Origin of the sequence: Knoellia altitudinis, from assembly GCF_042666355.1 — a bacterium.
Taxonomy (GTDB): Bacteria; Actinomycetota; Actinomycetes; order Actinomycetales; family Dermatophilaceae; genus Knoellia; species Knoellia altitudinis.
Map to the genome: position 1 here is coordinate 19953 of NZ_JBHTDK010000001.1, position 25673 is coordinate 45625.

Sequence of the window (25673 nt, forward strand, 5' to 3'; positions counted from 1 at the left end):
GGGACGCGGTGCGCCCTTGGGTGGCTCAGACGCCAGCCTTGTCGACGACCGGCTGGGCCGGGACGTTCGCCTTGGCGATCTCGACCAGGGCGGCGAAGGCAGCCTCGTCGTTCACGGCCAGCTCGGCAAGCATGCGACGGTCCACCTCGATCTCGGCGATCTTGAGGCCCTGGATGAGGCGGTTGTAGGTCATGCCGTTGGCGCGGGCCGCAGCGTTGATGCGCTGGATCCACAGGCGCCGGAAGTCACCCTTGCGGGCGCGACGGTCGCGGTAGGCGTAGCCGAGGGAATGGGTGACCTGTTCCTTGGCCTTGCGGTAGAGACGGGACCGCTGACCGCGATAACCGCTCGCGCGCTCGAGGACGACCCGGCGCTTCTTATGGGCATTGACTGCCCGCTTCACGCGTGCCACGTGAGTACTCCTTGCTGTTCTTGGACGTTCGGTGGGCCCGGCTCAGATGCCGAGAAGCTTCTTGACCTTCTTGACATCGGCCTTGGACACGAGAACGTCCTTGCTGAGGGCGCGAGCCTTCTGCGGGGTCTTCTCGTGGAACTTGTGGACGTGACCGGCCTGCTCGCGCATGACCTTGCCGGAACCGGTGACGCGGAAGCGCTTCTTGGTGCCGCTGTGGGTCTTGTTCTTCGGCATGGCTGCCGATCTCCTTCGCTGTCGGTGCTGCTGTGGTGCTGCTGTGTGTCGGTGCTGCGGGGAAAAGTGTGGCGACGCCTATTCGGCGGCGACGGCCTTCTTGGGGGCCCTGGGCTTGTTGTCGGCCTTCGGCTTCGGCGCGGCCTTGGGCTTCGGTGCGGCCTGGGGCTTCGGCTCGGCGGCGGGCTCGACCTCTGCAACCGGCGCGGTCTCCACGACCTCGGGCTGCGCGGTCTGGGGCTGCTCGGCCTCGACGACCTCGGGCTGCTCCGCCTCGACGACCTCGGGCTGCTCCGCCTCGACGACCTCGGGCTGCTCGGTCTCGACGACCTCGGGCTGCTCGGCCTCGAGCTCCTCGGTCCGGACCGGGGTGGCCTCGTCGGCGAGCTCGGTCGGCGTGGACTGAGCCGCAGCCGGGGCGACGTCCGCAGAGTCCTTCTTGCGGCGCTGCTCGGCGCGTGCCTCGGACTTCTTCTTGGTCGGGGCGAGCACCATGATCATGTTGCGACCATCCTGCTTGGGCGCCGACTCGACGGTGCCCAGCTCGATGACGTCCTCGGCCAGCTTCTGCAGGAGGCGGTAGCCGAGCTCCGGACGCGACTGCTCGCGCCCGCGGAACATGATGGTCACCTTGACCTTGTCACCGCCGCCCAGGAACCGGACGACGTGGCCCTTCTTGGTGGCGTAGTCGTGCGGGTCGATCTTCGGGCGGAGCTTGATCTCCTTGATGACCGTGTTGACCTGGTTCTTGCGCGCTTCTCGGGCCTTCATGGCGGCTTCGTACTTGTACTTGCCGAAGTCCATGAGCTTGGCGACGGGCGGCTTGGCCATGGGGGCCACCTCGACCAGGTCGAGATCTGCCTCTGCTGCGAGGCGCAGTGCGTCCTCGACCCGGACAATGCCGACCTGCTCGCCGTTGGGGCCAACCAACCGCACTTCCGGAACCCGGATGCGGTCGTTGATGCGAGGCTCGCTGATGTCGTACTCCTTCTGAAGGGAACGGTGGAGATCAGGCTGTCCTGCGACCGGAACGAGAAGAGGCTCCTCGCGCAGCGCACGAGAAGCCTCACATCCGTCCACGACAGCACCCACGACACTAATACTCTGCCGTGGACCGAGTGGAGAGAACCCGGCGACCTGAGGTCGACGCGGGTGGAAGCGAGCTTCACTTGCGCACTGTGTCGCTCCCCTGGTGGGGGGCGACGCAGCCGGTCCGGCAGCAAGGTTAGCAGTCTGGTGCCTTGGGACCAACTCCGTGTATGCCGCCCGCTCACCTCCGTGGGTTCCTCACCCCATTCTCCCGCAACCCCTGCGACACACCGGTCAGGTGATGCGGAAGGCCAGGCCGTCGATGCGGGCCCTCAGCTCACCGTCGGTGGCCAGCCGCTCCCCCACCCGAGTGGCGATCTGCTGGACCTCGTCGGGGTCAAGGCCCTCCGACAGCTCGAGGGCGAGACCAAGGATGCCGCGACCTGCCGGTCTGCCTTCCTCGATCCGGTGACTGCGCACAGCCGGCTCGTCCGCCAGCGCCCTCTCCACGGCCCTGGCGACGAACGGGTCGAGCTGCGGGATGACCCACTCGCGTTCCTGGGCCAGCGCCCACACCATGGAGGGGCGCAGAACCTGGGTGCGCGGGCCGGCGACGTCGATGACGATGACGTCACACCGCTCGCCGACCGCCGCCTGTCCGGCGCGAGCCGAGGTGACAGGGACCGGCCTGGCTCCGGGGTCCCACGCCGCGAGGGCGGCAAGGCTGGTGAACACGGGCAACGCTCGTTCACCGTCAGGCGCGAGGAGGGTCACGGCCGCCATGTCGGTCTGCTTGTCGACGGTCAGCCCGTCCCTGACCTCGCTCTCGACCGGCTCGGCGACGATCGGCACGAGGAGTCGGGCGGACGCCAGTGCCTTCATGAGCTCGGACGGGTCCTCGGCATCCAGGGCTGCGACGAGTGCCGGGTCGGCCGCGCCCTCGTCACCCTCGAAGCCGGTGAAGACGAGATCACGCGTCACGGGCGGCCGGCGACGTCGAGCGCGTCGGGGAGGGTGAAGGCGTCGCGGTAGAGAGCGGACCCGACGATGGCGCCCTCGACGCCGTCACCCACCATGACCCGGAGGGCCTCGATGTCCGCCAAGGTCGAGACTCCGCCGGAGGCGATGACGGGCCTGTCCGTCCGGGCGCAGACGTCCCGGAGGAGCTCGAGGTTGGGCCCCTTGAGCATGCCGTCCTTGTTGACGTCGGTGACGACGTAGCGTGCGCATCCCTCGGCATCGAGACGCGTGAGCGTCTCCCAGAGGTCGCCCCCCTCCTGGGTCCAGCCGCGCGCCGCCAGAGTCGTGCCCCGCACGTCGAGACCCACGGCGATGCGGTCGCCGTGCTCGGCGATGGCGGCGGCCGTCCATTCGGGGTTCTCAAGGGCGGCGGTGCCGAGGTTGACCCGCCGGCACCCGGTCGCGAGCGCGCGGTCCAGGGTCTCGGCGTCACGGATGCCGCCGCTCATCTCCACGTCGATGTCGAGCCGCCCGACGATCTGGGCGAGCAGCTCTGCGTTGTCGCCGCGCCCGAAGGCGGCGTCGAGGTCGACGAGGTGCAGCCACTCGGCGCCCTGCTCCTGCCAGCGCATCGCGGCCTCGACGGGTTCGCCGAACTCGCCACCGGTCCCCGCGACGCCCTGGACGAGCTGGACCGCGCGCCCATCGGCGACGTCGACGGCGGGGAGGAGCTGGAGACGTGGGGTGGTCATGGCGCCTTCACTGTGGGTCACGGGTGGGGTCGAGGAGGTCAGAGCGAGCCGACCCAGTTCTCGAGCAGGCGCAGGCCCGCGTCTCCCGACTTCTCGGGGTGGAACTGGGTGGCGGACAGCGGGCCGTTCTCCACGGCCGCGACGAACCGCTCACCGTGGGTCGCGTGCGTGACCCGGGGGGCCACCGCGGCGAAGGCCCCGGTGGGTTCGGGAAGCGTCCAGGTGCGGACGGCATACGAGTGGACGAAGTAGAAGCGCTCGGACTCGACTCCTGCGAACAGGGTCGACCCGGAGGGCACGTCGACCTCGGTCCATCCCATGTGCGGGACGATCGGTGCCTGCAGCCGCTCCACCGTGCCCGGCCACTCGGCGAGGCCCTCCTCCGTCGTGCCGCTCGGCTCGGTCGAGGACTCGAACAGCGCCTGCATACCGACGCACACTCCCAGGACGGGGCGCCCACCGGCCAGACGGACGTCGACGATGCGAGGTGCCTCGGCAGCGCGCATCCCCCGGACGCAGGCATGGAAGTTGCCCACTCCGGGGAGGAACAGTCCGTGGGCATCGAGTGCCCGCTGGCGGTCCGCGGTCAGCTCGACGTGGGCGCCGACCCGTTCCAGTGCCCGCACCGCGCTGTGGACGTTGCCACTACCGTGGTCCAGCACGACGACCCGTCGAAGCGTCATCGGTCGTCCCCGGTCCGGTGTGCGGCCTCCTCGGCGACGAGGGCGTCGAAGGTCGCGATCGAGCGCGGGCTCGGGTCGATCCGCTCGTGGCTCTCGTCCGCGTCACCCAGGAGGAGCTCCTCTCCGGGCAGGCCGAGGAGCCGCACGAGACCGACGAGGAGGTCGAGCGGCTGCCCCTGGGGGTCGGCGAAGTGCGCGGTCACCGCAGCCGCGGACGTGCGTGAACGAGCGCCCGCGACGTCGACGACGAGCCCTGCGGGAAGCGCGGGAAGGTCAGGGGTCCGTCGGATGCCGACGCCTGGTTCCCACACCAGCCAGCGCTGCTCCAGCCGCCAGCCGCGGGCCTGCACCGTCACCACGGCGCACCCGTCGATGACGAAGAGACCGATCGCGGGCCGGCGGCGGGTGGGCACGCGACGAGCGGCCAGGACCTCGAGACCGACGTCATAGGGCGGTGCCGACAGGGCTCGGTCCTCGGCGAGATAGATACCGGTCCACCCGGTGAGCGGAACCACGCGCACGGCGACGAGACCGCGACGGACCCACCGGGCGGAGGCGGCGCCGCCACCTCGGACGAGGACGACACCGTGGCCGAGCGCTGGTGTCTGGTCAAGGGTGGCCACGGCTCAGAGCGCACCCTTGGCGCTGGGGACCCCGACAACCCGGGGATCGCGGGCGACTGCCGCGCGCAGGGCGCGGGCCACGGCCTTGAACTGTGCCTCGACGATGTGGTGCGGGTCGCGACCGGAGAGGACACGGACGTGGAGCGCGATGCCGGCGTGAAAGGCGAACGACTCGAGGACGTGCCGGGTCAGCGACCCGACGTAGTTGCCCCCGATCACGACGTACTCCTGGCCGGCCGGCTCGCCGGTGTGCACGACGTAGGGGCGACCGGCCACGTCGACGACCGCCTGCACGAGCGCCTCGTCGAGCGGGACCGTGGCGTCGCCGAAGCGGGCGATGCCGCTCTTGTCGCCGAGCGCCTCGCGCAGCGCGTCACCGAGGACGATGGCGACGTCCTCGACGGTGTGGTGCGCGTCCACGTCGACGTCACCGGTGGCCTTGACGCGAAGGTCGATGAGCGAGTGCTTCGCGAGCGACAGGAGCATGTGGTCGTAGAACCGGACGCCGGTGCTCACCTCGCCCACGCCCGTGCCGTCGAGGTCGAGGCTGAGCTCGACGCTGCTCTCGGAGGTGGAACGCGTCACCGTCGCGGTGCGGTTGCTGGTCACGACTGTCCTTCCGGGTGTTCTGGGCGCAGGTGGTCAGGTGGCAGTGCGGCCACGGCGTCGAGGAAGGCAGTGGTCTCCGCAGGCGTCCCGGCGGTGACTCGAAGATAGTGGGCGATGCCCACGTCTCGAACGAGAACCCCCCGGTCGAGCAGCGCCTGCCAGGTCGCACGGCTGTCGCGCAGCCCTCCGAAGAGGACGAAGTTGGCGTCGCTGGGGACCGGGTCGAGGCCGAGGTCGGCCAACGCGGTGACGATGCGGTCGCGCTCGGCCTTGATGACGTCGACGGTGCCGAGCATCGCGTCGGCGTGCAGCAGCGTTGCCCGGGCGATCGCCTGCGCGGGCGATGACAGGTGGTAGGGCATCCGCACGAGCCGCAGGGCGTCGACGAGCTCGGGGTCCGCCGCGAGGTAGCCCAGGCGACCGCCGGCGAAGGCGAACGCCTTGCTCATCGTGCGGGTGACGACCAGACGCGGACGGCCCGGGAGCAGGGTGAGCGCACTGGGCGTGCCGGGTCGGGCGAACTCGGCGTAGGCCTCGTCGACGACGATGACCGCGCGAGGAGCGGCGTCGTGCACGGCAGTGACGACCTCGAGGGTCAGCGCTGTGCCTGTCGGGTTGTTGGGCGAGCAGAGGAAGACGACGTGCGGGTCGTGCGCCTGAGCCTGCGCGACAGCCGACTCGACGGAGAGGTCGAACGCTCCCCCACCCGCCACGCCGCGCAGCCCATCGACCCAGCTCGTGCCGGTGGTCGCCGTGATGATCGGGTGCATCGAGTAGGCCGGCGTGAAGCCCAGCGCCGTGCGCCCGGAACCGCCGAAGGCCTGCAACAGGTGCAGGAGAACCTCGTTGGAGCCGTTGCCGGCCCAGATTTGCTCCGGGCGCACCGTGGTCCCGCTGCGTGAGAGGTATGCCGCGAGGTCATCCCTCAGGTCCGTGAACTCACGATCGGGGTAGCGGTTCAGGCCTGAGGCCACCTCGGCCACGGCGGCGACGATCTCGTCGACGACCGCGGCGGGCACGGCATACGAGTTCTCGTTGGTGTTGAGGGCGACCGGGACGTCGAGCTGGGGCGCACCGTAGGCGGTGCGCCCGCGCAGGTCCTCACGCAGCAGCTGCTCGATCACGCTCATGTCGGTTCGGCCAGGCGGGCCATGACGGCCTCGCCGTGAGCCGGGAGGTCCTCGGCGTTGGCGAGGGTGACGACGTGGCCACCGACCTCGCGCAGGGCTTCCTCGGAGTACTCGATGACGTGGATGCCGCGGAGGAAGGACTGCACGGAGAGGCCGCTCGAGTGCGCGGCACACCCACCGGTGGGCAGGACGTGGTTGGAGCCGGCGCAGTAGTCACCGAGGCTGACCGGAGACCAGGTGCCGACGAAGACCGCGCCCGCGTTGCGGACGCGCGATGCGACGGCCGAGGCGTCGGTCGTGTGGATCTCGAGGTGCTCGGCGGCATAGGCGTTGACGACGTCGAGGCCGACGTCCACGGAGTCGACGAGGACGACGGCGGACTGACGGCCCGTCAACGACTCGGTGACCCGGCCGGAGTGCTTGGTGTCGGGGACCCGGCGCGCGAGAGCGACCTCGACGGCGTCGGCGAGGGCCGGGCTGTCGGTCACGAGGACGGCTGCGGCCATGGGGTCGTGCTCGGCCTGGCTGATGAGGTCGGCGGCGACGTGCTCGGGGTCGGCGGTGGCGTCGGCGAGGATCGCGATCTCGGTGGGTCCCGCCTCGGAGTCGATGCCGATGAGGCCCTTGAGCAGTCGCTTAGCGGCAGCCACATAGATGTTGCCGGGTCCGGTGACGAGGTTGACCGGATCGAGGACCTCGTCACCGTCGAAGCCGTGCGCGAACGCTGCCACGGCCTGCGCGCCGCCCATCGCCCAGACCTCCTCGACCTCCAGCAGGGCACAGGCGGCCAGGATCGTCGGGTGGGGCCACCCGTCGAAGTCCTTCTGGGGCGGGCTCGCGACGGCGATCGACCCGACGCCGGCGAGCAGGGCAGGGACGACGTTCATGACGACGCTGCTCGGATAGACCGCGCGCCCACCGGGGACATAGAGGCCGACGCGGTCGACCGGGACCCAGCGCTCGGTCACGGTGCCGCCGCTCGTGACCTGCGTCCTGCTCTCCGTGCGTCGCTGCGCGCCGTGGACGATCCGGGCGCGCCGGACGGACTCCTCCAGGGCCAGGCGGACCTGGGGGTCGAGGTCCGAGAGGGCCGCGGCGATGACGGTGGCCGGGACCCGCAACGTCACCGGGCGCACACCGTCGAACTTCTCCGAGGCGTCGAGGACCGCGTCCGCGCCGCGGGCGGCGACGTCGTCGCACACCGGCCGGACAGCAGCCAGCGCCGCCTCCACGTCCAGCTCGGCACGGGGCAGGGTGCCCCTGAGCTCGCGGACCGTGGGCGCGCGGCCGCGAAGGTCGAGAACGGGGATCATGGTCCCCAGTCTAGGTAGCGTCCCCGTAGAAGACGTGCTCGGCCGCATGCCGGGCACGACGGGCCACACCGCGATAGCGGTTGGCCAGCTCCTGCCCGGACCCCGCCGGTAGACCCATGATCCGAGCCATCCCGTCGGCGTCACGCAGATTGGACGGAACGGAGTCGACGGCCCGCCCGCGCGCCAGCAGTCCGGCGTTGCGCATCTGCGACGCGAGGCGCCAGGCCTGCGACAGGGCAAGGGCGTCGTCGGCATCGACGAGGCCCCCGCTCTGGGCGGCGGCCAGCGCCGTGAGGGTCGACGTCGTCCGCAGGCCCTCGTGCGCGTGGGCGTGCTGCAGCTGGATGAGCTGGACACACCACTCCACGTCGCTCAGGCCCCCGTGCCCCAGCTTGAAGTGGGTCTTGCGGTCGGCGCCCCGCGGCAGTCGCTCGGACTCCATCCGGGCCTTGAGGGTGCGGATCTCGCGGACCTGCCCTGCATCGATCCCGCCCTCGGGCCAGCGCAGCGGGTCGATCAGCCCCACGAAGGCGGCACCGAGCTCCGGATCGCCGGCCACGGGCGCCGCCCGCAGCAGGGCCTGCGACTCCCAGACGAGGGACCACCTCTCGTAGTAGGCGCGGTAGGAGTCGAGGGAGCGGGTCAACGGCCCGTTCTTGCCCTCGGGGCGCAGCCCGGCGTCGACCTCGAGCCGAGGGTCGGGGGCAGCGAGCGCGAGCAGGCGGATGAGCTCCTTGACGACCTCGAGCGCCTGCTCCTGGGCGGCGCGCGAGTCCGCACCCTCGAGGGGGTCGTGGACGAAGAGCACGTCGGCGTCGCTGCCGAAGCCGGCCTCGCCGCCGCCGAGCCGACCCATGCCGACGACGAGGTGCCGGCTCAGCGGGGGTGTGCCCGTCTGCTCCTCGACCGCCGCGAGGACGACCTCGAGGGTGACGTCGATGAGCGCGCTGCTCAGGTCGGCCAGGGCGGTGCCGAGGTCGTCGAGGGTCAGGTGACCCAGGAGGGAGGCCACGGCGAGCCGGAAGAGCTCGGAGCGTCGCACCGCCCTGGCCGCGAGGACGGCTGCCTCCGACCCGTCCTTGCGTCCGGCCGCGGCCCGCATCCGCCCCTGGACGTCCTCACGCGATCGTGGGCGCAGCCCGGTGGACTCGCCCAGGAACTGCACCGACTCCGGTCCCTGCTCCAGGAGCTCAGCGGCATACCGGCTCCGCCCCAGAGTGTGCGCCAGGCGTTCGGCGGCGCTGCCCTCGTCGCGCAGCAGGCGCAGGAACCACGGCGTCGTGCCGAGCTCGTCGCTGATCCGGCGGAAGGCGAGAAGGCCGGCGTCGGGGTCCGCCTCGTCGGCGAACCACCCGAGCATGACCGGCAGCAGCTGGCGCTGGATGGCGGCCCGCCGACTGACGCCCCCGGAGAGCGCCTCGAGGTGGCGCAGGGCCCCACGAGGGTCGCGGAAGCCGAGGGCGGCAAGCCGTTCACGAGCGGCCTCGGGAGTGAGGCGCACCTCGTCCGGACCGAGTCGGGCGACGGCGGAGAGCAGCGGACGGTAGAAGATGCGCTGGTGCAGGCGGCGCACCTCGCGGGCCGCCGAACGCCACTGCGCGACGACCGAGTCCTCGGGGTCGCGCTGGTGGCCGAGCGCCCGGCCGAGACGCCGGAGGTCGCCCGGCGCAGTCGGCATGAGGTGCGTGCGCCGCATCCGGTGCAGCTGGATGCGGTGCTCCAACGTGCGCAGGAGCCGGTATGCCGTCTGCAGGGTCTGCGCGTCCTCTCGCCCCACGTAGCCACCCTGGGAGAGCGCAGCCAGCGCGGTCAGGGTGGTGCCGGACCGCAGGGACCTGTCGGCCCGGCCGTGGACGAGCTGGAGCAGCTGGACGCTGAACTCGACGTCCCGCAGGCCACCCGGCCCGAGCTTGAGCTGTCGGTCGGCCTCTCCCGAGGGGACGTTGTCCTCGACGCGACGGCGCATGGCCTGGACGTCCTCGACGAAGTTCTCGCGAGAGGCCGCTGACCACACGAAGGGCGCGACGGCGTCGACGTAGGCGCGACCGAGGGCGCGGTCACCGGCGATCGGGCGCGCCTTGAGCAGCGCCTGGAACTCCCAGGTCTTGGCCCACCGCTCGTAGTAGGAGACGTGGGAGTCGAGGGTGCGCACGAGTGGCCCGTTCTTGCCCTCGGGGCGCAGGGCCGGGTCGACCTGCCACAGGGCCCCGGCGGCCGTCTGGCTCGAGCAGATCCTGATGAGCCGGGTCGCGAGCTCCGTGCCGACCGCGACCGCCGCGTCCTCGTCCGCCCCGTCGACCGGCTCGGCGACGAAGATGACGTCGACGTCGCTGATGTAGTTGAGCTCCCGCCCACCGGTCTTGCCCATGCCGATGACGGCGAAGCGGCACTGCCCGGCGTCGGGGCCGATGGCAGCGCGCGCGATGACGAGCGCTGCCTCCAACGCGGCCTCGGCGAGGTCGGCCAGGGCGGCGGCCACCTCGGGGAGCCGGGCCTGCGGGTCCGGGCGGGAGACGTCGAGCGTGGCGATCCCGAGGAGCTGCCGCCGGTACTCGATGCGCAGGGCGTCCTCGGCGGTCGTGCCCTCCTCCGGCGAGGTCACCGCCGCGGTCAGCAGGTCGATGCGCTCCTCGACCTCGAGCTGCACGGCGTCGACGACCGAGGTCCAGTGCTCGGGTCGGGCGACGAGATGGTCGCCGAGCGCGGTCGAGGCGCCGAGGACGGCGAAGAGCCGGTCCCGGGCCCGGCCGGGCTCGCGCAGGGCGGGGACGAGCGCCTCGCGCAGGGCCGTGTGCCCGGGCGTGGCGACGCACTCCATGAGGCGGACCAGGGTGAGCAGCGCCTGGTCGGGGTCGGCGACCTTGGCGAGGGTCACGGCGAGCCCGTCGGTCTCGACCCGCTCGCGGTCCTTGACCAAGGGGGCCAGCGCGGGATCGGCGAGGAGGGTGTCGGCGCGCCGAGGCTCCGCGAAACCGAGACGCGTCAGGTCTCCGGACACGGACGGCATACGAGCGCTCACGGTGCGCTCCTCACAACCGCGGGAGGTACCGCTCGAGCTCGAACGCGGTGACCTGCCCGCGGTAGTCCGCCCACTCGGCGCGCTTGTTGCGCAGGAAGAAGTCGAAGGTGTGCTCGCCGAGGGTCTCGGCCACGAGCTCGCTCTCCTCCATGACCTCGATCGCCTCGCTGAGGCTCGCCGGGAGCGGTCGGATGCCCATCGCCTTGCGTTCGGAGTCGGTGAGACCCCAGACGTCGTCCTCGGTCTCCGGAGCGAGCTCGTATCCCTCCTCGATGCCCTTGAGTCCTGCCGCGAGCAGCACCGAGAACGCGAGGTAGGGGTTGCAGGCCGGGTCGATCGAGCGGACCTCGACCCGGCTGCTCTGCCCCTTGTTGGGCTTGTACATGGGCACACGCACGAGGGCGGAGCGGTTGTTGTGGCCCCAGGTGAGGTGCGCGGGTGCCTCACCCCCACCCCAGAGCCGCTTGTAGCTGTTGACCCACTGGTTGGTCACCGCGGTGATCTCGGCGCCGTGGTGCAGGAGTCCGGCGATGAACTGCCTGCCGGTCCTGGACAACGAGTAGGGCGCACCTGCCTCGTAGAAGGCGTTGCTGTCGCCGTCGAAGAGCGACATGTGGGTGTGCATGCCCGAACCCGGGTGGTCGGCGAGGGGCTTGGGCATGAAGGAGGCGAAGATGCCCTGCTCGAGGGCCACCTCCTTGATGACCGTCCGGAAGGTCATGATGTTGTCGGCGGTCGACAGCGCGTCGGCATAGCGCAGGTCGATCTCGTTCTGGCCGGGGGCGCCCTCGTGGTGGCTGAACTCGACGCTGATGCCCATGGACTCGAGCATCGTGATGGCAGCCCTGCGGAAGTCCTGGGCCGATCCGTGCGGGACGTGGTCGAAGTAGCCCGCCTGGTCGATCGGGGTCGGCGGCTCCCCCGGTGCAAAGCCCCGCTCGAAGAGGAAGAACTCGATCTCGGGGTGCGTGTAGAAGGTGAACCCCTGGTCGGCCGCCTTGGCGAGCGTGCGCTGCAGCACATGGCGCGGGTCAGCCATGCTCGGGGTTCCGTCGGGCAGCGTGATGTCGCAGAACATCCGCGCGGTGCCCGGGTTGTCACCGCGCCACGGCAGCACCTGGAACGTCGACGGGTCGGGCTTGGCCAGCATGTCGGCCTCGTAGACCCTGGCGAAGCCCTCGATCACCGAGCCGTCGAAGCCGATGCCCTCGGCGAAGGCACCCTCCAGCTCGGCCGGCGCGACGGCGACGGACTTCAGCCCTCCGAGGACGTCGGTGAACCAGAGGCGGACGAAGCGGATGTCCCGCTCCTCGATGGTGCGGAGAACGAACTCCTGCTGACGATCCATGGTCGGCATCCTATGGGGAGGCAGGACGAGGGCCCCGGAGCATCTCGCTCCGGGGCCCTCGCTGTTGCGCTGTTGACGCGTCAGGTCTCGATCACTTGACGGGGACCGTGATGTCCAGCTGCATCTCGGTGCCCTGCTTCGTGGTCCTGGCCACCGTGATCTTGGTACCCGTGCCGGCGACCTTGACCGAGTTCCACGGGTTGTCCGCCGTCCAGTACTTGTTGGCGTCGGTGTCGTCGAAGATCGGGATCGCCGCCTGCTTCGTGATCGTCACCGGGACACCGTTGCGGTGGAAGGTGACCTCGTCGGTCTTCTCCTGACCGAAGGTGGCGTCCCACGGCTGACGGCGGTTGCCGAGCAGCTCGCCGGTGGGCCACTTCACGGGCGCCGGTCGGGCATCGACGGGGAGCGCCTGTCCGCCACCGGGGTGCACCGACGTGTTGTTGTCGGCGAACGAGCTGTCGACGTACCAGACGAGCATGCCGTTCTGGTAGGGGAAGCGCTCCACCCAGTCAGGCCTGGTGTCGGCCCAGCCGAAGTTGTAGGGACCGGTCCTGAGCGTCTCGTCGTAGCCCGAGTAGACCCGGTTCTCCACGAGGTAGTACCGCGGGTACATCTTGTCGATCGTGCCGTTGATGATCGTGAAGCCGGCAGCCGTCCAGCCGTTGGTGCCCGTCTCGACGGTGTCGTTGAGGACAGTGGCACCGTCGACCGTGATCGCGATGTCGTCGATGAAGGCACCCTTGGGCGCGAGCCCACCGTCGGTGACGTAGCTGAAGCGGACCTTGGTCTGCTTCCCGGCGAACTGCGACAGGTTCCACGACTTCTGGACCCAGCCGGCGCTCTTGCCGCCGATGGCGTCGACGTCGGTCCAGTTGGCACCGCCGTCGGTGCTGGCCTGGACATAGAGGTAGTCGTAGCCGGACTCGATCTCGTAGTCGAGCCACGCCGACATGCTGGCCGAGGTCTTGCCGGTCAGGTTGACGTCACGAGTGATCGAGTTCTTGAGGTCGTTGCCCGATCCGCTCCACCACTCGGCCGCACCGCTGTGAGGGGTGTTGTACTTCGTGACGACCCGCTTGTCAGCCAACGGGACGGCGACGGCCTGGGGCGTCCTGGCGCCGTCGAGGTCGGCCTGGCCGAGCGCGTAGCTGCCGCTCTTGTCAGCCACCGTGTAGTCGAGCCAGCCGAGCTGCAGCTTCTCGAGCGGACCCATGTAGCCCGGCTTGGAGCCGATGTCGACGGTGCCGTTGTTGAGCCACGAGCCACCGGACATGAGCGTCCAGAAGCCGGTGCCGTTGTCGCCACCTGCGGTGTCGTAGTAGTCCGGGAGGCCGAGGTCGTGGCCGAACTCGTGCGTGAAGACGCCGAGACCACCGTTCTCGGGCTCGGTGGTGTAGTCACCGATCCAGATGCCGGAGCTGCCGAGCTGCACGCCACCGGCCTTGTTGGCGGCGGGTCCGGTCTTGCCGATCTGGTTGGAGTAGGCGTACCAGCGGTGCGACCAGATGGCGTCCTCGCCCTGGGCGCCGCCACCGGCCTCCTCGCCGGCACCGGCGTGGATGGCCTGGAAGTGGTCGATGTAGCCATCGGCCTCGGCGAAGTTGCCGTCCGCGTCGAAGTCGTAGCGGTCGACCTTGTCGAACTGCAGGAGGTAGGTCTTGATCTCCGCGTCGCTCTTGCCGGCAGCCTTCTGGCTGTCGTACCACGCTGTCGCCGAGTCCTGGATGAACGGCCACGCGCCATCGGCATCGCTGATCTTGTTGCTGCCGTAGCGGGCCGCGTTGTAGGGCACCTCGACCCAGTCGGACACGTCGCCCTTGGCCAGGAAGCGGCCGTTGGACTGCTTGAGGTAGAAGTCCTTGAACGACTCGCCCTCGCCGAACATGAGGTCCTGGTAGTGCTCGCGGTTGAAGTCGGCGCGCCACTCGGTCGAGTTGTCATCCGTGGCGTTGCCGTCCCAGACGCGGTCGGGCGCCGGGATCTCGTTGTGCACGGGGCCGGGCGTGCCGCCGGTCGTGGCGTTCGACTGCGTCCCGAACTCGGCGAGGATCGTGAAGATGTCCTCCTCGCGGTTCACCGGGTAGGAGACGAACCGGTCCTTGGCCGCCTTGGAGCCCTTGGGCGCCTTGGCGTTGCCCTTGACCTTGATGACACGCTGGCCGCCGCGCGTCTCGGTGGTCGCCTCACCCTTGATGAGCTTGTTGACGGCGTCCTTGCGCAGCTCGCGCGCGGCGTCACCGAGCGGGTTGGGCAGGTCGTGGTCGCGGTGTGCCTCCGAGGCAGCCTTGTTGTCCGCAGGGGGCGCGGCGTCCTTCGCCTGCGCGCCCATGGGCGCCAGGCTCACCACCAACGCTGCTCCAGCCAGTCCGGCCAGGGCACGAGTGTGTCGTCTTGTCACGGTTCCTCCGAGTGTGATCGCTCGCCAGGGGTAGGCGCGCCATTGCAGAGAAACATGTGGAATTGGATTGCACAATGTTCTGTGCGTTTATTTTGCCTGCCTTTTACCTTCCGAGCACGGCAGTCCCGAAGCTCAGCGGCCCTCTGAGAGGATTCCCGACATGAGCGAACAGCCCACTCCTCCCGTCGAGACGACGAACCCCTACGGTACCGGCGCGCAGGCCGCGCCCCAGAAGCGGATCCGCGTCCCTCACCTCCAGAAGATGAAGGAGACCGGGGAGAAGTGGGCGATGCTCACGGCCTACGACATGTATGCCGCCGAGATCTTCGACGAGGCCGGCATCCCCTGCCTCCTGGTCGGCGACTCCGCGGGCAACAACGTCTACGGCTTCGAGACCACCGTGCCCGTCACCGTCGACCACCTCGTCCCGCTCTGCCGCGCGGTCACCTCGGCCGCCAAGCACGCCATGGTCGTCGCCGACCTTCCCTTCGGCTCCTACCAGGCGAGCCCGCAGCAAGCACTTGCGACAGCCACTCGGTTCATGAAGGAGGGCCTGGCCCACGCGGTCAAGCTCGAGGGCGGCAAGCCCATGGTGCCCGAGGTCGAGCTGCTCGTCCGAGCAGGCATCCCGGTGATGGGCCACATCGGCTTCACCCCGCAGAGCGAGCACGTCCTGGGCGGCTACCGCGTCCAGGGGCGCGGCGACGGCGCCGACCGGCTGCTCGACGACGCACTCGCCCTCGAGGCCGCCGGCTGCTTCGCGATCGTCATGGAGATGGTGCCCGCCCCGGCTGCCAGGAGGGTCACCGAGGCGCTGCGCATCCCCACCATCGGTATCGGCGCCGGCCCGGACTGCGACGCGCAGGTCCTCGTCTGGCAGGACATGGCCGGGCTCCGTGGCGGCCGCGCCCCGCGCTTCGTCAAGAAGTACCTCGACATGCGCGCCGACCTGGGCAACGCCGCGAGGCAGTACGCCGCCGAGGTCACCTCCGGCACGTTCCCCGCCGCGGAGCACAGCTTCGAGGCCTGACGGCCCTCGGACGCAACGGGAGCAGGTATGCCGGGTGCGCACCCGGCATACCTGCGCCTGTCGTCGTCGTCGTGGCCTGAGGACCCGCTCAGTCCTCGAGGTCCTTCTCGCCCTCCCAGGCGCGGTCCTCTGCGTCCCACTGCTCGGTGTTCCTGGCGGCACTGGCCAGGGCGTTGCGCGCGTCGTCCTCGGTGTCGTACGGGCCCATGACGTCGTCGTTGCGACTGCGGTTCTCGTCGGTCTCGACCTCTTTGGTCGCGATGTTGTACCAGTACGCCACGGTGTCCTCCTGAGTGTGTGAGCAGGCGCTCTGCCTAGACTCCACCGTATGCCGATGACGTACGGAAGTGTCGCTCCCGCGGAGGTCTCCAGCAGGCGAGCGGTCCCGGCATCGATCGAGCGCCCCGAGTACGTCGACAAGGCCTCGCCGGACAAGAACCTCTCCCCGGAGATCAAGGACGCCGAGACGATCGAGCTCATGCGTGTCGCGGGTCGCGTTGCGGCACAGGCGATGGAGGCGGCGGCCGCGGTCATCGCGCCCGGCGTGACCACCGACGAGATCGACCGCGTCGGGCACGAGTTCCTCCTCGACCACGGCGCCTACCCCTCGACGCTCGGCTACCGCGGCTTCCCCAAGTCGCTCTGCACGTCGGTCAACGAGGTCGTGTGCCACGGCATACCGGACTCCCGCCGCCTCGAGGACGGCGACATCGTCAACATCGACATCACGGCCTACCTCGGCGGCGTCCACGGTGACACCGACGCGACCTACCTCTGCGGCGATGTCGACGAGGAGTCCCGGCTGCTCGTCGAGCGAACCCGCGAGGCGATGATGCGCGGCATCAAGGCCGCCGTGCCCGGGCGTCAGATCAACGTCATCGGGCGGGTCATCGAGAGCTACGCGAAGCGTTTCGGCTACGGGGTCGTGCGTGACTTCACCGGTCACGGCATCGGTCGCTCGTTCCACTCAGGACTCGTCGTGCCCCACTACGACGCGGCGCCGTCGTACGACACGATGATCGAGCCCGGCATGACCTTCACCATCGAACCGATGCTCAACCTCGGCACGGAGTCCTGGGAGATGTGGGACGACGACTGGACCGTCGTCACCGCGGACCGCAAGCGCTCCGCCCAGTTCGAGCACACCATCCTCATCACCGACACCGGCAACGAGATCCTCACCCTCCCCTGAAGCACCCCTGCACCGACGGACGAAGGAGTCCCCATGAGCAAGAAGAGCGGCCTGCCCCTCGGCATCGACGTCGGCGGGAGCGGCATCAAGGGTGCCCCGGTCGACCTCAAGAAGGGTGAGTTCTCCGGCAAGCGCAAGCGCATCGACACCCCGGCCAAGTCCACGCCCGACGCGGTCGGCGACATCATCGGCCAGATCGTCGACCACTTCGACGAGGTGCGGGGCGACTCCCCCATCGGCATCACCATCCCCGGTGTGGTGACCAAGGGCGTCGTGCGGACCGCCGCCAACATCGACAAGTCCTGGCTCGACTTCGAGGCCGAGACGATGCTCGAGCAGAAGCTCGGCCACGACATCGTCCTCGTCAACGACGCCGACGCCGCGGGTGTGGCCGAGCTCCACTACGGCGCGGCCAAGGGGCAGCAGGGTCTGGTCATCCTCACGACCCTCGGCACGGGGATCGGGACCGCACTCATCCACAACGGAGTGCTGATCCCCAACTCCGAGCTGGGCCACCTCGAGCTCGACGGGTTCGACGCCGAGAAGCGCGCGGCCTCCTCGATCAAGGACAACGAGGGGCTCACCTACCCGGAGTGGGCCGAGCGTCTGCAGCGCTACTACAGCCACCTCGAGAACCTGCTGTGGCCCGATCTGTTCGTCGTCGGCGGCGGGGTGTCCAAGGATGCCGAGGAGTTCCTCCCGCTGCTCCGGCTCCGCACGCCCATCGTCCCGGCACAGCTCGAGAACAAGGCCGGGATCATCGGCGCGGCGCACCTGGCACAGGAGTACCACGACTCGCAGTGAGCGGTGCTGCGCCGCCAGCGCCGTGCCCCGCCGAGCGGTCAGCGCTGACGCGCGACGACCATCGCCTTCTTGGGGATGTTCTTGTCGAGGTCGTACTTCGCCTTCTTGCCCGTGGTCAGCTGCTCCGCGTAGCCCATCTTGGAGAGGCGCAGGAGGACCACCGGGCACGCCTTGCAGCGGGGCCTGTCCTTGCAGCACTTCTTCTTCGCGGAGACCTTGGGCACCCCATCGACAGTAGGGCAGCCATACCTACATCGCAAACACGTCCACGCGGTGGGCGCGTCGCCGGCCGCCGACCGGGTCGGCCCGGGCTGCGCACCTCGCGGCTCAGCGTCAGCTGCACCAGGCGTAGCGGCCGAAGTCGTAGTCCCGCCCGTTGTCGCGGATGGTCCCGGTGACATGGACGCACCGGCCGTTCGTGCTGCGGATCCCGACTGCGCCGGCATACGACGAGAAGGTGCCGTAGTCGCTCGCCCAGTCGACGGGAACCTCCGGTCGCCCGCCGATGGTGACGCGCATGTAGTGGTCACCGGCCTGGTTGTCGAGCAGCACAGCGCAGTTGGTGCCGCCGCTGGCGGTCGAGTAGTAGACCTTGACACGGGCACTGGGGTGCGTCGCTCCACCCGAGGCGTGCAGCTGGTAGGTGCCGATGACCGCGCCTGGGCACGCGGAAGCGCGGAACCCGTTGCCTCCCGTGCCTCCCGCCGCGTACGCCGCGGTCGTGGAGGCGAACACCCCCAGAGCCGCCAGAGCCGCCACCGCCACCGCTCTCGTCGCACCCATGCCAGAACCCCTCCCGTGAGTTGCCGACACGCTCGTGCCGGCGTTGCGATGGACGCTAGTGGCTCGCGAACTCGACCGCACCCCGAGTGGCCAGGTCACGGATCTCGGTGTCCGCTCCGCCGAGCTGGGCCGCCTGCCCGAGGTAGAGATCGCGGCCGGTCGGGTTGAGCAGGCCGTCGTGGATCGGCACCGCGAACCGAGGACTCAGCCGTCGCAGGAACCCGGTCATCTCGCGGCTGCGCTGCCACGGGGCGTTGAGCGGGAAGGCGACGACGTCCACGCTGCCCGGGACGCCGTCAAGGCTGTCCCCCGGGTGGAACAGGCTCGGCTCGCCGTCGGCACGCAGCACCACGCCGACGTTGGGGATGCGTGGGATGTCGTCGTGGATCAGCGCATGAACCTCGCCGACGGGCGTGATCGTCACAGCGCCCACAGGGGTCGCCTCGCCCCCGACCTCGGCTTCGAGGCCCAGGCCGGACAGGACCTCGAGGCTGCCGGGGTCGGCGAGGAGCCGGGCGTCCGGGTTGTGGTGCATGAGGATCGGCACGCGACGTTGGTCGAGGTGGTCGGGGTGCTGGTGCGTGACGACGACGGCAGAGAGGTCGCGCAGGTCCTCGAAGGCCGGGGTGAAGCCACCCGGGTCGATGAGGATCCGTTCGTCGGCGGTCTCCACGAGGAGGCAGGCGTGCCCGAGGTGCGTCAGTCGCATCTGCTCACGGTATGCCGTGTCGCCGGGGTTGTGTGCCTACCCGCGGGACGCCGTGGGCGAAGGCGCCACTGCGCAAAGGTTCATCGACGTGAGGCGGACGAGTCAGTCATAAGCCGGGTTCTGTCGCGTGGCCGGTTGCCCGGGTCACACTGACGGTCATCCATCTCGGACCACTGTTGCCAGTGGCCTCCAGCGCTCTACCCGTGTGCTCGGGCGGGCCGCCCTCGAACGCACACTGTCTGAGCTTGCTCCGGGTGGGGTTTACCTAGCCGACTCCGTCACCGGAGCCGCTGGTGGTCTCTTACACCACCGTTTCACCCTTACCGCCCCACCAGCTCTTGCGAGAGGGTGAGGAGGCGGTCTGTTCTCTGTGGCACTGTCCCGCGGGTCACCCCGGGTGGCTGTTGGCCACCACCCTGCCCTGTGGAGCCCGGACTTTCCTCGACGTGGTTGCCCACGACGCGACCGTCGGACTGACTCGTCCGCCCGCACAGCATACGCGGGTCGAGTGGCTCTCAGGCCACGACGAAGCGCACCTGGCCGGTCGGGACGTCAGCCGACTCGAGGCGGGCGTCGACGGTCGCCCCCAGCTCGCCACGGCCCTTGGCCTTGACGACGACCGGCAGGTCGAGCAGCTGGATCTCGACACCCTTGTCGTCCCGGTCGACGACGACCGCCGAGAAGGTCTGCCCGACCCGGGGGTGCAGGACCGCCGCCTCGACGGCGTCAGCGCACATGCGCTCGGCGGCGCCTGCCCTGCGGTCGGACTCCTTCATGATCGCCGGGATGGTCGGCAGGGCCTCACGCACCCAGGTGGGGACCTCCGATCCACTGCTGATGGCCTCGCAGATGACGAGCCCGAAGCGGTCGACGAGGCGGCGCAGCGGGGCGGTGACGTGGGCGTAGGCGTCGGCGACGGCCGCCTGCTCGACCTGCTCGGGCACGTCTCCGTCGAAGGGTGTGTAGGCCGCGCCCCGGAAGAGTGAGGTGGCCTCGTAGATGAGGGCCAGGTGCCTGGGGTCGGTGCGGTCCAGGCCGCGCAGGAAGTCGCCATAGCTCTGCTCGGCCGGCCAGGGCGCGCCGAGCGCGTTGGCCTGTCGTCGGAAGCGCGCCACGGCGTTGTGGTCCGCCTCGGGCATCGTGCGCAGGATGCCGACACCGGCGTGGAGCATCATGTCTGCCGCCGCCATCCCCGTGAGCAGGGAGATCTGGGCGTTCCACTCCTCGACCGTGCGCGGTGGGCGGAACTCCAGCGTGAAGTTGCCGTCGTCGCCCAGGTGCACCTCCTGCTCGGGCATCGGGAGGCTGGCGCCGCCGCGGAGCTGCTCCTGACGGATGCGCTTCTCGCCGATCTCCTGCAGCAGCACCCAGCGCTCGTCGGTGGTGCCCGCGTCGACCTCCGCCTGGACGCCGATGTAGTCGAACCGCTCGACCGACCTGACCATGGCGCGGTAGACCTCTGCGCTCGTTCCCTCACCCTCGCCGTCGAGGCGCATGTCCCAGACGAAGGCAGGCCGCACCTCGCCGGGCAGGAGGCTGCCGGCACCCTCGCTGACGACGGGCGGGTGCAACGGGATCCGCTTGTCGGGGCAGTAGATCGTCTGACCACGCCGGCGCGCCTCGGCGTCGATGGCTCCGCCTGCCGCCACGAACGCGGGCACGTCGGCGATGGCGTAGCGGATCCGATAGCCCTGCCCGTCACGCTCGAGGTGCATCGCCTGGTCGAGGTCCATGGAGGTCGCGGGGTCGATGCTGAAGAACGCCAGCGCGGTCTCGTCGCGCTCGGGGAGCGCCGGCGGTGCGGCGGCCACGGCCTCGGCCTCGGCCTCCACCTCGGGCGGGAACTCCTCAGTGACCTCGAGCTCCGCGCGGATCGCCGCGAAGCGGGCCAGCAGGGTCTCCCGAAGGGTCTCGGACGTCGTGGCGTCGGCCGGGGCGAGGGCGATCTGGCGCTGGGGCATGCCAGCCAACCTACAAGGGGTGCCCACACATAGGGTGTCCGCGTGCTCATCGTCCTGCCGCCGTCGGAGTCCAAGTCGAACCGTCGCCGTGGCAAGCCGGTGGACCCGAGCACGTGGTCGTTCCCCGCGCTTGCCGAGACCCGCGAGACGGTCGCGACGCACTTGCGCCTGGTCAGCGAGTCCCCTACTGCCACAGCGGATCTCGGCGTCTCGCCGGGCCTGTCGGGCGAGGTCGCTCGCAACCTGTCGCTCTACACCGCTCCGGCCACGCCGGCGGCCGAGGTCTACACCGGGGTGCTCTACGACGCCCTCGGACTCGACTCCATGCCTCCCTCGGCACGCCGTCGGGCCAACCAGTGGGTCGTCATCGTCTCCGCACTGCACGGCGCCGTCCGGCTCAAGGACCGGATCACGGCATACCGGCTCTCCATGGACGTCAACCTTCCGGGTCTCGGGCCGGTCTCGTCCGCGTGGCGACCGGTCCTCGACGACGTGCTCGCGCCCGCTGCCGGGCGCGAGGTCGTCGTGGACTGCCGGAGCTCGACGTATGCCGCCGCGTGGACTCCCCGAGGCGACGTCGCGGACCGGTGGGTGCAGGTCCGGGTGCCCGGGGCCAGCCACATGGCCAAGCACACGCGCGGGCTCGTGGCCCGTCACCTCTGCGTCAGCGGTCAGCGCGCCCGCACGCCCGAGGGGCTGGCCGCCATCGTGGGCGTGGCCTTCGACGTGGAGCTCACTCCCCCGGCTCGACCGGGCAAGCCGGCGATCCTCGACGTCCTCCCCCGCTGAGGCACCTCGCGACCCGGCCTGCGAGGTGGGTCGACTCAGGCCCCGAGGGCCCCGGCGAGTGCGGCCTCGACGTCCTCGATGAGGTCCTCGACCGACTCGAGCCCGACCGAGATGCGGATGGTCCCGTCGGTGATGCCGACCGAGGCCCGAGCCTCGGGGGCCAGACGCCGGTGGGTCGTCGTGGCGGGATGCGTCACCAACGACTTGGTGTCTCCGAGGTTGTTGGAGATGTCGACGAGCTGGAGGGCGTTCATGACCGTGAAGGCGACGTCCTTGCCGCCCTCGACCTCGAAGGTGATGACGGTGCCGCCACCGGTCATCTGCTGCTGGGCCAGCGCGTGCTGCGGGTGGCTCTCGAGCATCGGGTGGATGACCCTGACGATGCCGTCACGTGCCTCGAGGTGCCGACCGAGCCGGAGAGCGTTGCTCGACATCTGACCGACACGCAGCGCCATGGTCTCCAGACCCTTGACGAGGACCCACGCGTTGAACGGCGACATGGACGGTCCCGTGTGTCGCATGAGGTTCTTGACCGGGCCGTCGATGAACTCGGCCGGGCCGAGGACGGCGCCGCCGAGCACCCGCCCCTGCCCGTCGATGTGCTTGGTCGCCGAGTAGACGACGATGTCGGCGCCGTGCTCGAGGGGCCGGGAGAACACCGGGGTGCCGAAGACGTTGTCGACGACGACCTTGGCTCCGGCGGCGTGGGCCAGCCGGGACACCGCGGCGATGTCGACGAGCTCCTGCATCGGGTTGCTGGGGGTCTCGAAGAAGACCGCGGTCGTCGGGACGGACAGGGCCTCCTCCCACTGGGCGAGGTCGGGGCCGTCGACGAAGACCGCCTCGACCCCGAACCTGGGCAGGATCTCGTCGATGACGACGAAGCACGACCCGAAGAGCGCACGGGACGACACGATGCGATCGCCCTTGCCGCAGAGGGCTGCCAGGGTCACCCAGACCGCCGCCATCCCGGACGCCGTCGCGTAGCACGCCTCCGCGCCCTCGAGGAGGCGCAGACGCTCCTCGAACATGCTCACCGTCGGGTTGCCGTAGCGGCTGTAGATGAACTTCTCGATCTCGTCCTTGAAGGCCGCCTCGGCCTGCTCGGCCGACTCGTACACGAAGCCCGAGGTGACGTACATGGCCTCACTGGTCTCGTCGAAACCGCTCCGGTTCAACCCTCCCCGCACGGCAAGGGTCTCGGGGCGGAAGGACCGTCCGGCCCCTTCCAGGGCGTCGCCCATGTCAGCCCTGCTTCCACGGGAGTCCGGCGACCTTCCAGCCGGCCACCGAGCGGTGGCCTGCCGGGTCGTGCGGGCCTTCGAAGCCCTCGAGGACGTTGTATGCCGGCCCCAGACCCGCTGCCGTGGCGGCCTCCGCTGCCGCCACCGACCGCACGCCCGAGCGGCAGAGGAAGTACAGCGGGGTTCGCTCGGACACGCCCGCAGCCCGGAGCTCGTCGATGAACGCCTCGTTGACGCGTCCGTCCGGGTACTGCTGCCACTCGACGAGGACAGGCTGACGCGGCGAGTCGACCTGTGGGACACCGACGTAGGTCCACTCCGCACGGGTGCGCACATCGACGAGGACGGCGTCCTCGCTCTGCGTCACCGCAGCGAAGGCCTCGGACGGGGTGACATCACCGGCATAGGTCATGGGTTCAGCGTAGGTCCGGCCCTGCCCCGGGTGATCCGCCCGTTCAGAGACCGGACTCTGCCGTGCGCACCAGGATGCGACGGCACTCCTCGCAGCGGTGCACCTCGTCCTGCGGGGCAGCCTTGATGTCCCGGAGCGCCATCGGGTTGAGCTCGAGCTGGCATCCACCGCAACGGCGCTGCCGCAGTGCCGCGGCACCCGTGCCGCTCGTCGCCCGGATCTTGTCGTAGAGCGCGACCAGCTCGACCCCGACGGACCTGACCAGGCCGTCGCGCGGGGCAGCCACCTCGGCCTCGTCGGCCTCGAGCTCGGCCAGCCGCGCGTCGCGTGCGGACTCCAGGACAGTCAGCCGCTCGGTGATCTCGCTCCGGCCCCGCTCGAGCTCGGCCACGTCGGACTGGACCGCCTCGGCCCGCTCCATGACCTCGAGCTCGACGTCCTCGAGCTCGGACTGGCGACGGGCGAGCGACTCGAGCTCGTGCTGGATCGCGGTCAGGTCCTTGGCGCTGCCAGTGCCCGAGTCCAGGCGCTGCTGGTCGCGGGTGGCGCGGTCGCGCACCTGCTGCACGTCCCCGTCGGCCTTGATGACCTCGCGCTGGATGTCGCTGAGCTCGGTCCGTGAGCGCACGAGCTGGTCATCGAGGAGGGCGGCCTTGCCCTCGAGGTCGGCGATCTCGGCCAGCTGCGGCAGCGTCTTGCGGGCATGGGCGATCTGTGACAGCCGGGTGTCGAGGGCCTGGAGGTCGAGCAGCTTGGACTGTTGTCCTGGATCGGCTTTCACGGCATACCTCCGGCTGGGGTTGCTCCGACCGTGAACGTCCACGGGTCGGTGCGCACTGTGCTGATGTCGATGTCCACCCTAAGCGCTGACGTGAGGGCGTCCCGCAGGGTCGGGAGCCACACGGCCTCGCTCGACCAGTGGCCGGCATCGACGAGATAGGGCGGCCCGCCGCGAGACTCCTCGCGGGCCTCGAGCGCCGGGTGGTGTCTCAGGTCGGCCGTGACATAGACGTCGGCGCCCGAAGCCCTGACCGCCTCGAACTGGTCGTCGCCCGCTCCCCCGAGGACGGCCACCGTCTCGACGGTCGCGTCGGCCGGCCCGGAGACGCGCAGTCCGGCAGCGGCAGCCGGCAGGGCGGCATACAGGGCCGCAGCGAAGCTGCCCAACGTCATCGGTGAGGCGAGCCGCCCCACGCGGCCGAGCGGCTGCTCCTCGACGAGGGACAGGGGTCGGGTGTCCGTCAGGCCGGCAGCGGCCGCAAGCGCCTCGCTGACCCCGGACTGCGCGACGTCGGCGTTGGTGTGCGCGACATAGAGGGCGATGTCGGCGACGACGAGACCGGTGACGCTCGCACCCTTGGCCGTCGTCGTCGCCACCGAGTGGATGCCGCGCATCAGCAGCGGGTGGTGGGTGATGAGGAGGTCCACCCCCGTGCTCCTGGCCTCGTCGATGACGTCGAGGGTCGGGTCGAGCGCGAGCAGGATGCGCTCGACCGGTTGGGCCGGGTCCCCGGTGACGAGCCCCACCTGGTCCCACGACTGCGCTGTCCGTGGCGGGTAGAGGCGTTCGAGGACGTCGACGACATCGCGCAGGAGAAGAGTCACGTGGGCCCGGCCGGCCTCGAACCGACGACACCCGCGGTGTAAACGCGGTGCTCTACCAACTGAGCTACAGGCCCGGACACGGCCAGGGCCGTGATCGGTCGCCCATTGTGTCAGGACTTGGACGTGGTTCGGTCAGGCGGAAGTGGGTCAGGCATGCGAGGTCGCGGCGTGAAAGCCACTGAAGTCGCGTCGCTCGCCGAGGCCCGTCACGAGCGACCAGCGGATGACACCCTCACGGTCGATGAGGAACGTGCCCCGACGCGCCACTCCGGCCTTCGCGTCGAAGACTCCGTAGGCCTTCGCGACCTCACCGTGCGGCCAGAAGTCCGAGAGCAACGGGAAGAAGTAGCCGTCACGGTCCGCGTAGGCGCGCAGCGAGAACATGGCGTCGCACGAGATGGTGAGCACCTGCACGTCCTCGCTGACGAACCGCCCCAGGTCGTCCCGGATCTCGGTGAGCTCGCCCGTGCAGATGCCGGAGAACGCCCACGGGTAGAACACGAGAAGGACCTCGCGCCGGCCCAGGTGGTCAGCGAGCGAGACCTCGGACCCGTTCTGGTCACGCAGGGCGAAATGGGGGGCAGGCTGCCCCACCTCAAGTCCCGACATGGTGTCCGTCATGCCGTGA

27 protein-coding genes, 1 tRNA gene and 1 other RNA gene are annotated in these 25673 nt (G+C 70.1%); 4 read left to right on the top strand and 25 right to left on the bottom strand.

Annotation, left to right across the window (positions count from 1 at the left end):
- Positions 1 to 25: 25 nt before the first annotated feature.
- The 13 genes from rplT to ACFQW8_RS00155 form a co-directional block, all read right to left on the bottom strand.
- Positions 26 to 412 (bottom strand): 50S ribosomal protein L20, encoded by a 387-nt coding sequence (gene rplT / locus ACFQW8_RS00095; RefSeq protein ID WP_380084942.1) that lies wholly within the window; start codon positions 410 to 412, stop codon positions 26 to 28.
- A 42-nt stretch (positions 413 to 454) separates the two neighbouring features.
- Complete coding sequence (gene rpmI / locus ACFQW8_RS00100; RefSeq protein WP_009775194.1) at positions 455 to 649, bottom strand: 50S ribosomal protein L35; 195 nt, start codon at positions 647 to 649, stop codon at positions 455 to 457.
- A gap of 78 nt (positions 650 to 727) precedes the next feature.
- Positions 728 to 1741, bottom strand: a complete 1014-nt coding sequence (gene infC, locus ACFQW8_RS00105) for a translation initiation factor IF-3 (RefSeq protein WP_380084943.1) — start codon at positions 1739 to 1741, stop codon at positions 728 to 730.
- Between the two features lie 231 nt (positions 1742 to 1972).
- The gene (locus ACFQW8_RS00110) at positions 1973 to 2659 is read right to left on the bottom strand and encodes an SseB family protein (protein ID WP_380084944.1); all 687 of its coding nucleotides are present in this window, start codon (positions 2657 to 2659) and stop codon (positions 1973 to 1975) included.
- Positions 2656 to 3390, bottom strand: a complete 735-nt coding sequence (priA, locus tag ACFQW8_RS00115; protein ID WP_380084945.1) for a bifunctional 1-(5-phosphoribosyl)-5-((5-phosphoribosylamino)methylideneamino)imidazole-4-carboxamide isomerase/phosphoribosylanthranilate isomerase PriA — start codon at positions 3388 to 3390, stop codon at positions 2656 to 2658. Before priA ends, ACFQW8_RS00110 begins: the two co-directional genes overlap by 4 nt.
- Before the next feature lie 38 nt (positions 3391 to 3428).
- Positions 3429 to 4073 carry an imidazole glycerol phosphate synthase subunit HisH gene (gene hisH / locus ACFQW8_RS00120; RefSeq protein ID WP_380084946.1) on the bottom strand — a complete coding sequence of 215 codons (645 nt, stop codon included), beginning with the start codon at positions 4071 to 4073 and terminating at the stop codon, positions 3429 to 3431.
- Positions 4070 to 4696 carry a hypothetical protein gene (locus tag ACFQW8_RS00125; protein ID WP_380084947.1) on the bottom strand — a complete coding sequence of 209 codons (627 nt, stop codon included), beginning with the start codon at positions 4694 to 4696 and terminating at the stop codon, positions 4070 to 4072. Before ACFQW8_RS00125 ends, hisH begins: the two co-directional genes overlap by 4 nt.
- 3 nt (positions 4697 to 4699) lie before the next feature.
- Complete coding sequence (gene hisB / locus ACFQW8_RS00130) at positions 4700 to 5305, bottom strand: imidazoleglycerol-phosphate dehydratase HisB (RefSeq protein WP_380084948.1); 606 nt, start codon at positions 5303 to 5305, stop codon at positions 4700 to 4702.
- Positions 5302 to 6435, bottom strand: coding sequence for a histidinol-phosphate transaminase (locus tag ACFQW8_RS00135; protein WP_380084949.1), 1134 nt, complete (start codon positions 6433 to 6435; stop codon positions 5302 to 5304). The genes hisB and ACFQW8_RS00135 overlap by 4 nt, the downstream gene beginning before the upstream one ends.
- Positions 6432 to 7748: a histidinol dehydrogenase gene (gene hisD / locus ACFQW8_RS00140; RefSeq protein ID WP_380084950.1), complete on the bottom strand. Its 1317-nt coding sequence runs from the start codon at positions 7746 to 7748 to the stop codon at positions 6432 to 6434. Before hisD ends, ACFQW8_RS00135 begins: the two co-directional genes overlap by 4 nt.
- A gap of 10 nt (positions 7749 to 7758) precedes the next feature.
- Positions 7759 to 10755: a bifunctional [glutamine synthetase] adenylyltransferase/[glutamine synthetase]-adenylyl-L-tyrosine phosphorylase gene (locus ACFQW8_RS00145; protein ID WP_380088537.1), complete on the bottom strand. Its 2997-nt coding sequence runs from the start codon at positions 10753 to 10755 to the stop codon at positions 7759 to 7761.
- Between the two features lie 22 nt (positions 10756 to 10777).
- The gene (locus ACFQW8_RS00150; RefSeq protein WP_380084951.1) at positions 10778 to 12115 is read right to left on the bottom strand and encodes a glutamine synthetase family protein; all 1338 of its coding nucleotides are present in this window, start codon (positions 12113 to 12115) and stop codon (positions 10778 to 10780) included.
- A 91-nt stretch (positions 12116 to 12206) separates the two neighbouring features.
- On the bottom strand, positions 12207 to 14516 hold the full coding sequence (locus ACFQW8_RS00155) for an immune inhibitor A domain-containing protein (RefSeq protein WP_380084952.1): 2310 nt from the start codon (positions 14514 to 14516) through the stop codon (positions 12207 to 12209).
- Positions 14517 to 14676: 160 nt separating this feature from the next.
- Between ACFQW8_RS00155 and panB the strand changes: the two genes are divergently transcribed.
- The gene (gene panB / locus ACFQW8_RS00160; protein ID WP_380084953.1) at positions 14677 to 15546 is read left to right on the top strand and encodes a 3-methyl-2-oxobutanoate hydroxymethyltransferase; all 870 of its coding nucleotides are present in this window, start codon (positions 14677 to 14679) and stop codon (positions 15544 to 15546) included.
- Positions 15547 to 15634: 88 nt separating this feature from the next.
- Here the strand turns inward: panB and ACFQW8_RS00165 are convergent, their stop codons facing one another.
- On the bottom strand, positions 15635 to 15826 hold the full coding sequence (locus ACFQW8_RS00165) for a methionine aminopeptidase (RefSeq protein WP_380084954.1): 192 nt from the start codon (positions 15824 to 15826) through the stop codon (positions 15635 to 15637).
- A 48-nt stretch (positions 15827 to 15874) separates the two neighbouring features.
- Here ACFQW8_RS00165 and map point away from each other — a divergent pair, with 48 nt between their 5' ends.
- Together map and ppgK are read left to right on the top strand one after the other, a co-directional pair.
- Positions 15875 to 16738: a type I methionyl aminopeptidase gene (gene map, locus ACFQW8_RS00170; RefSeq protein ID WP_380084955.1), complete on the top strand. Its 864-nt coding sequence runs from the start codon at positions 15875 to 15877 to the stop codon at positions 16736 to 16738.
- A 33-nt stretch (positions 16739 to 16771) separates the two neighbouring features.
- Positions 16772 to 17542, top strand: coding sequence for a polyphosphate--glucose phosphotransferase (gene ppgK / locus ACFQW8_RS00175; protein WP_380084957.1), 771 nt, complete (start codon positions 16772 to 16774; stop codon positions 17540 to 17542).
- A 38-nt stretch (positions 17543 to 17580) separates the two neighbouring features.
- Here ppgK and ACFQW8_RS00180 read toward each other — a convergent pair whose 3' ends face one another.
- The 5 genes from ACFQW8_RS00180 to ACFQW8_RS00200 form a co-directional block, all read right to left on the bottom strand.
- A complete protein-coding gene (locus tag ACFQW8_RS00180; RefSeq protein ID WP_380084958.1) occupies positions 17581 to 17766 on the bottom strand; it encodes a hypothetical protein in 186 nt (61 codons plus the stop codon).
- A gap of 109 nt (positions 17767 to 17875) precedes the next feature.
- Entirely contained in the window at positions 17876 to 18325 is a 450-nt protein-coding gene (locus ACFQW8_RS00185) for a hypothetical protein (protein WP_380084959.1), read from the bottom strand.
- Positions 18326 to 18380: 55 nt separating this feature from the next.
- A complete protein-coding gene (locus ACFQW8_RS00190; RefSeq protein WP_380084960.1) occupies positions 18381 to 19034 on the bottom strand; it encodes an MBL fold metallo-hydrolase in 654 nt (217 codons plus the stop codon).
- A 94-nt stretch (positions 19035 to 19128) separates the two neighbouring features.
- Positions 19129 to 19515, bottom strand: an RNA gene (gene rnpB / locus ACFQW8_RS00195) — RNase P RNA component class A.
- Between the two features lie 34 nt (positions 19516 to 19549).
- Positions 19550 to 20995 carry an RNB domain-containing ribonuclease gene (locus ACFQW8_RS00200; protein ID WP_380084961.1) on the bottom strand — a complete coding sequence of 482 codons (1446 nt, stop codon included), beginning with the start codon at positions 20993 to 20995 and terminating at the stop codon, positions 19550 to 19552.
- 42 nt (positions 20996 to 21037) lie between these two features.
- On the opposite strand from ACFQW8_RS00200, the gene ACFQW8_RS00205 reads away from it, so the two are divergent.
- Positions 21038 to 21784, top strand: a complete 747-nt coding sequence (locus ACFQW8_RS00205) for a YaaA family protein (RefSeq protein ID WP_380084962.1) — start codon at positions 21038 to 21040, stop codon at positions 21782 to 21784.
- Positions 21785 to 21819: 35 nt separating this feature from the next.
- Here the strand turns inward: ACFQW8_RS00205 and ACFQW8_RS00210 are convergent, their stop codons facing one another.
- The 6 genes from ACFQW8_RS00210 to ACFQW8_RS00235 all read right to left on the bottom strand — a co-directional run bounded on the left by ACFQW8_RS00210 (position 21820) and on the right by ACFQW8_RS00235 (position 25666).
- The gene (locus ACFQW8_RS00210) at positions 21820 to 23028 is read right to left on the bottom strand and encodes an O-succinylhomoserine sulfhydrylase (protein ID WP_380084963.1); all 1209 of its coding nucleotides are present in this window, start codon (positions 23026 to 23028) and stop codon (positions 21820 to 21822) included.
- Position 23029: 1 nt separating this feature from the next.
- On the bottom strand, positions 23030 to 23440 hold the full coding sequence (locus tag ACFQW8_RS00215; RefSeq protein ID WP_380084964.1) for a rhodanese-like domain-containing protein: 411 nt from the start codon (positions 23438 to 23440) through the stop codon (positions 23030 to 23032).
- A 43-nt stretch (positions 23441 to 23483) separates the two neighbouring features.
- Positions 23484 to 24221, bottom strand: coding sequence for a zinc ribbon domain-containing protein (locus ACFQW8_RS00220; protein ID WP_380084965.1), 738 nt, complete (start codon positions 24219 to 24221; stop codon positions 23484 to 23486).
- Positions 24218 to 25045: a Nif3-like dinuclear metal center hexameric protein gene (locus ACFQW8_RS00225; RefSeq protein WP_380084966.1), complete on the bottom strand. Its 828-nt coding sequence runs from the start codon at positions 25043 to 25045 to the stop codon at positions 24218 to 24220. Before ACFQW8_RS00225 ends, ACFQW8_RS00220 begins: the two co-directional genes overlap by 4 nt.
- 1 nt (position 25046) lies before the next feature.
- Positions 25047 to 25119, bottom strand: a tRNA-Val gene (locus ACFQW8_RS00230).
- A 73-nt stretch (positions 25120 to 25192) separates the two neighbouring features.
- Positions 25193 to 25666, bottom strand: a complete 474-nt coding sequence (locus ACFQW8_RS00235) for a peroxiredoxin (protein ID WP_380084967.1) — start codon at positions 25664 to 25666, stop codon at positions 25193 to 25195.
- Positions 25667 to 25673: the final 7 nt, after the last annotated feature.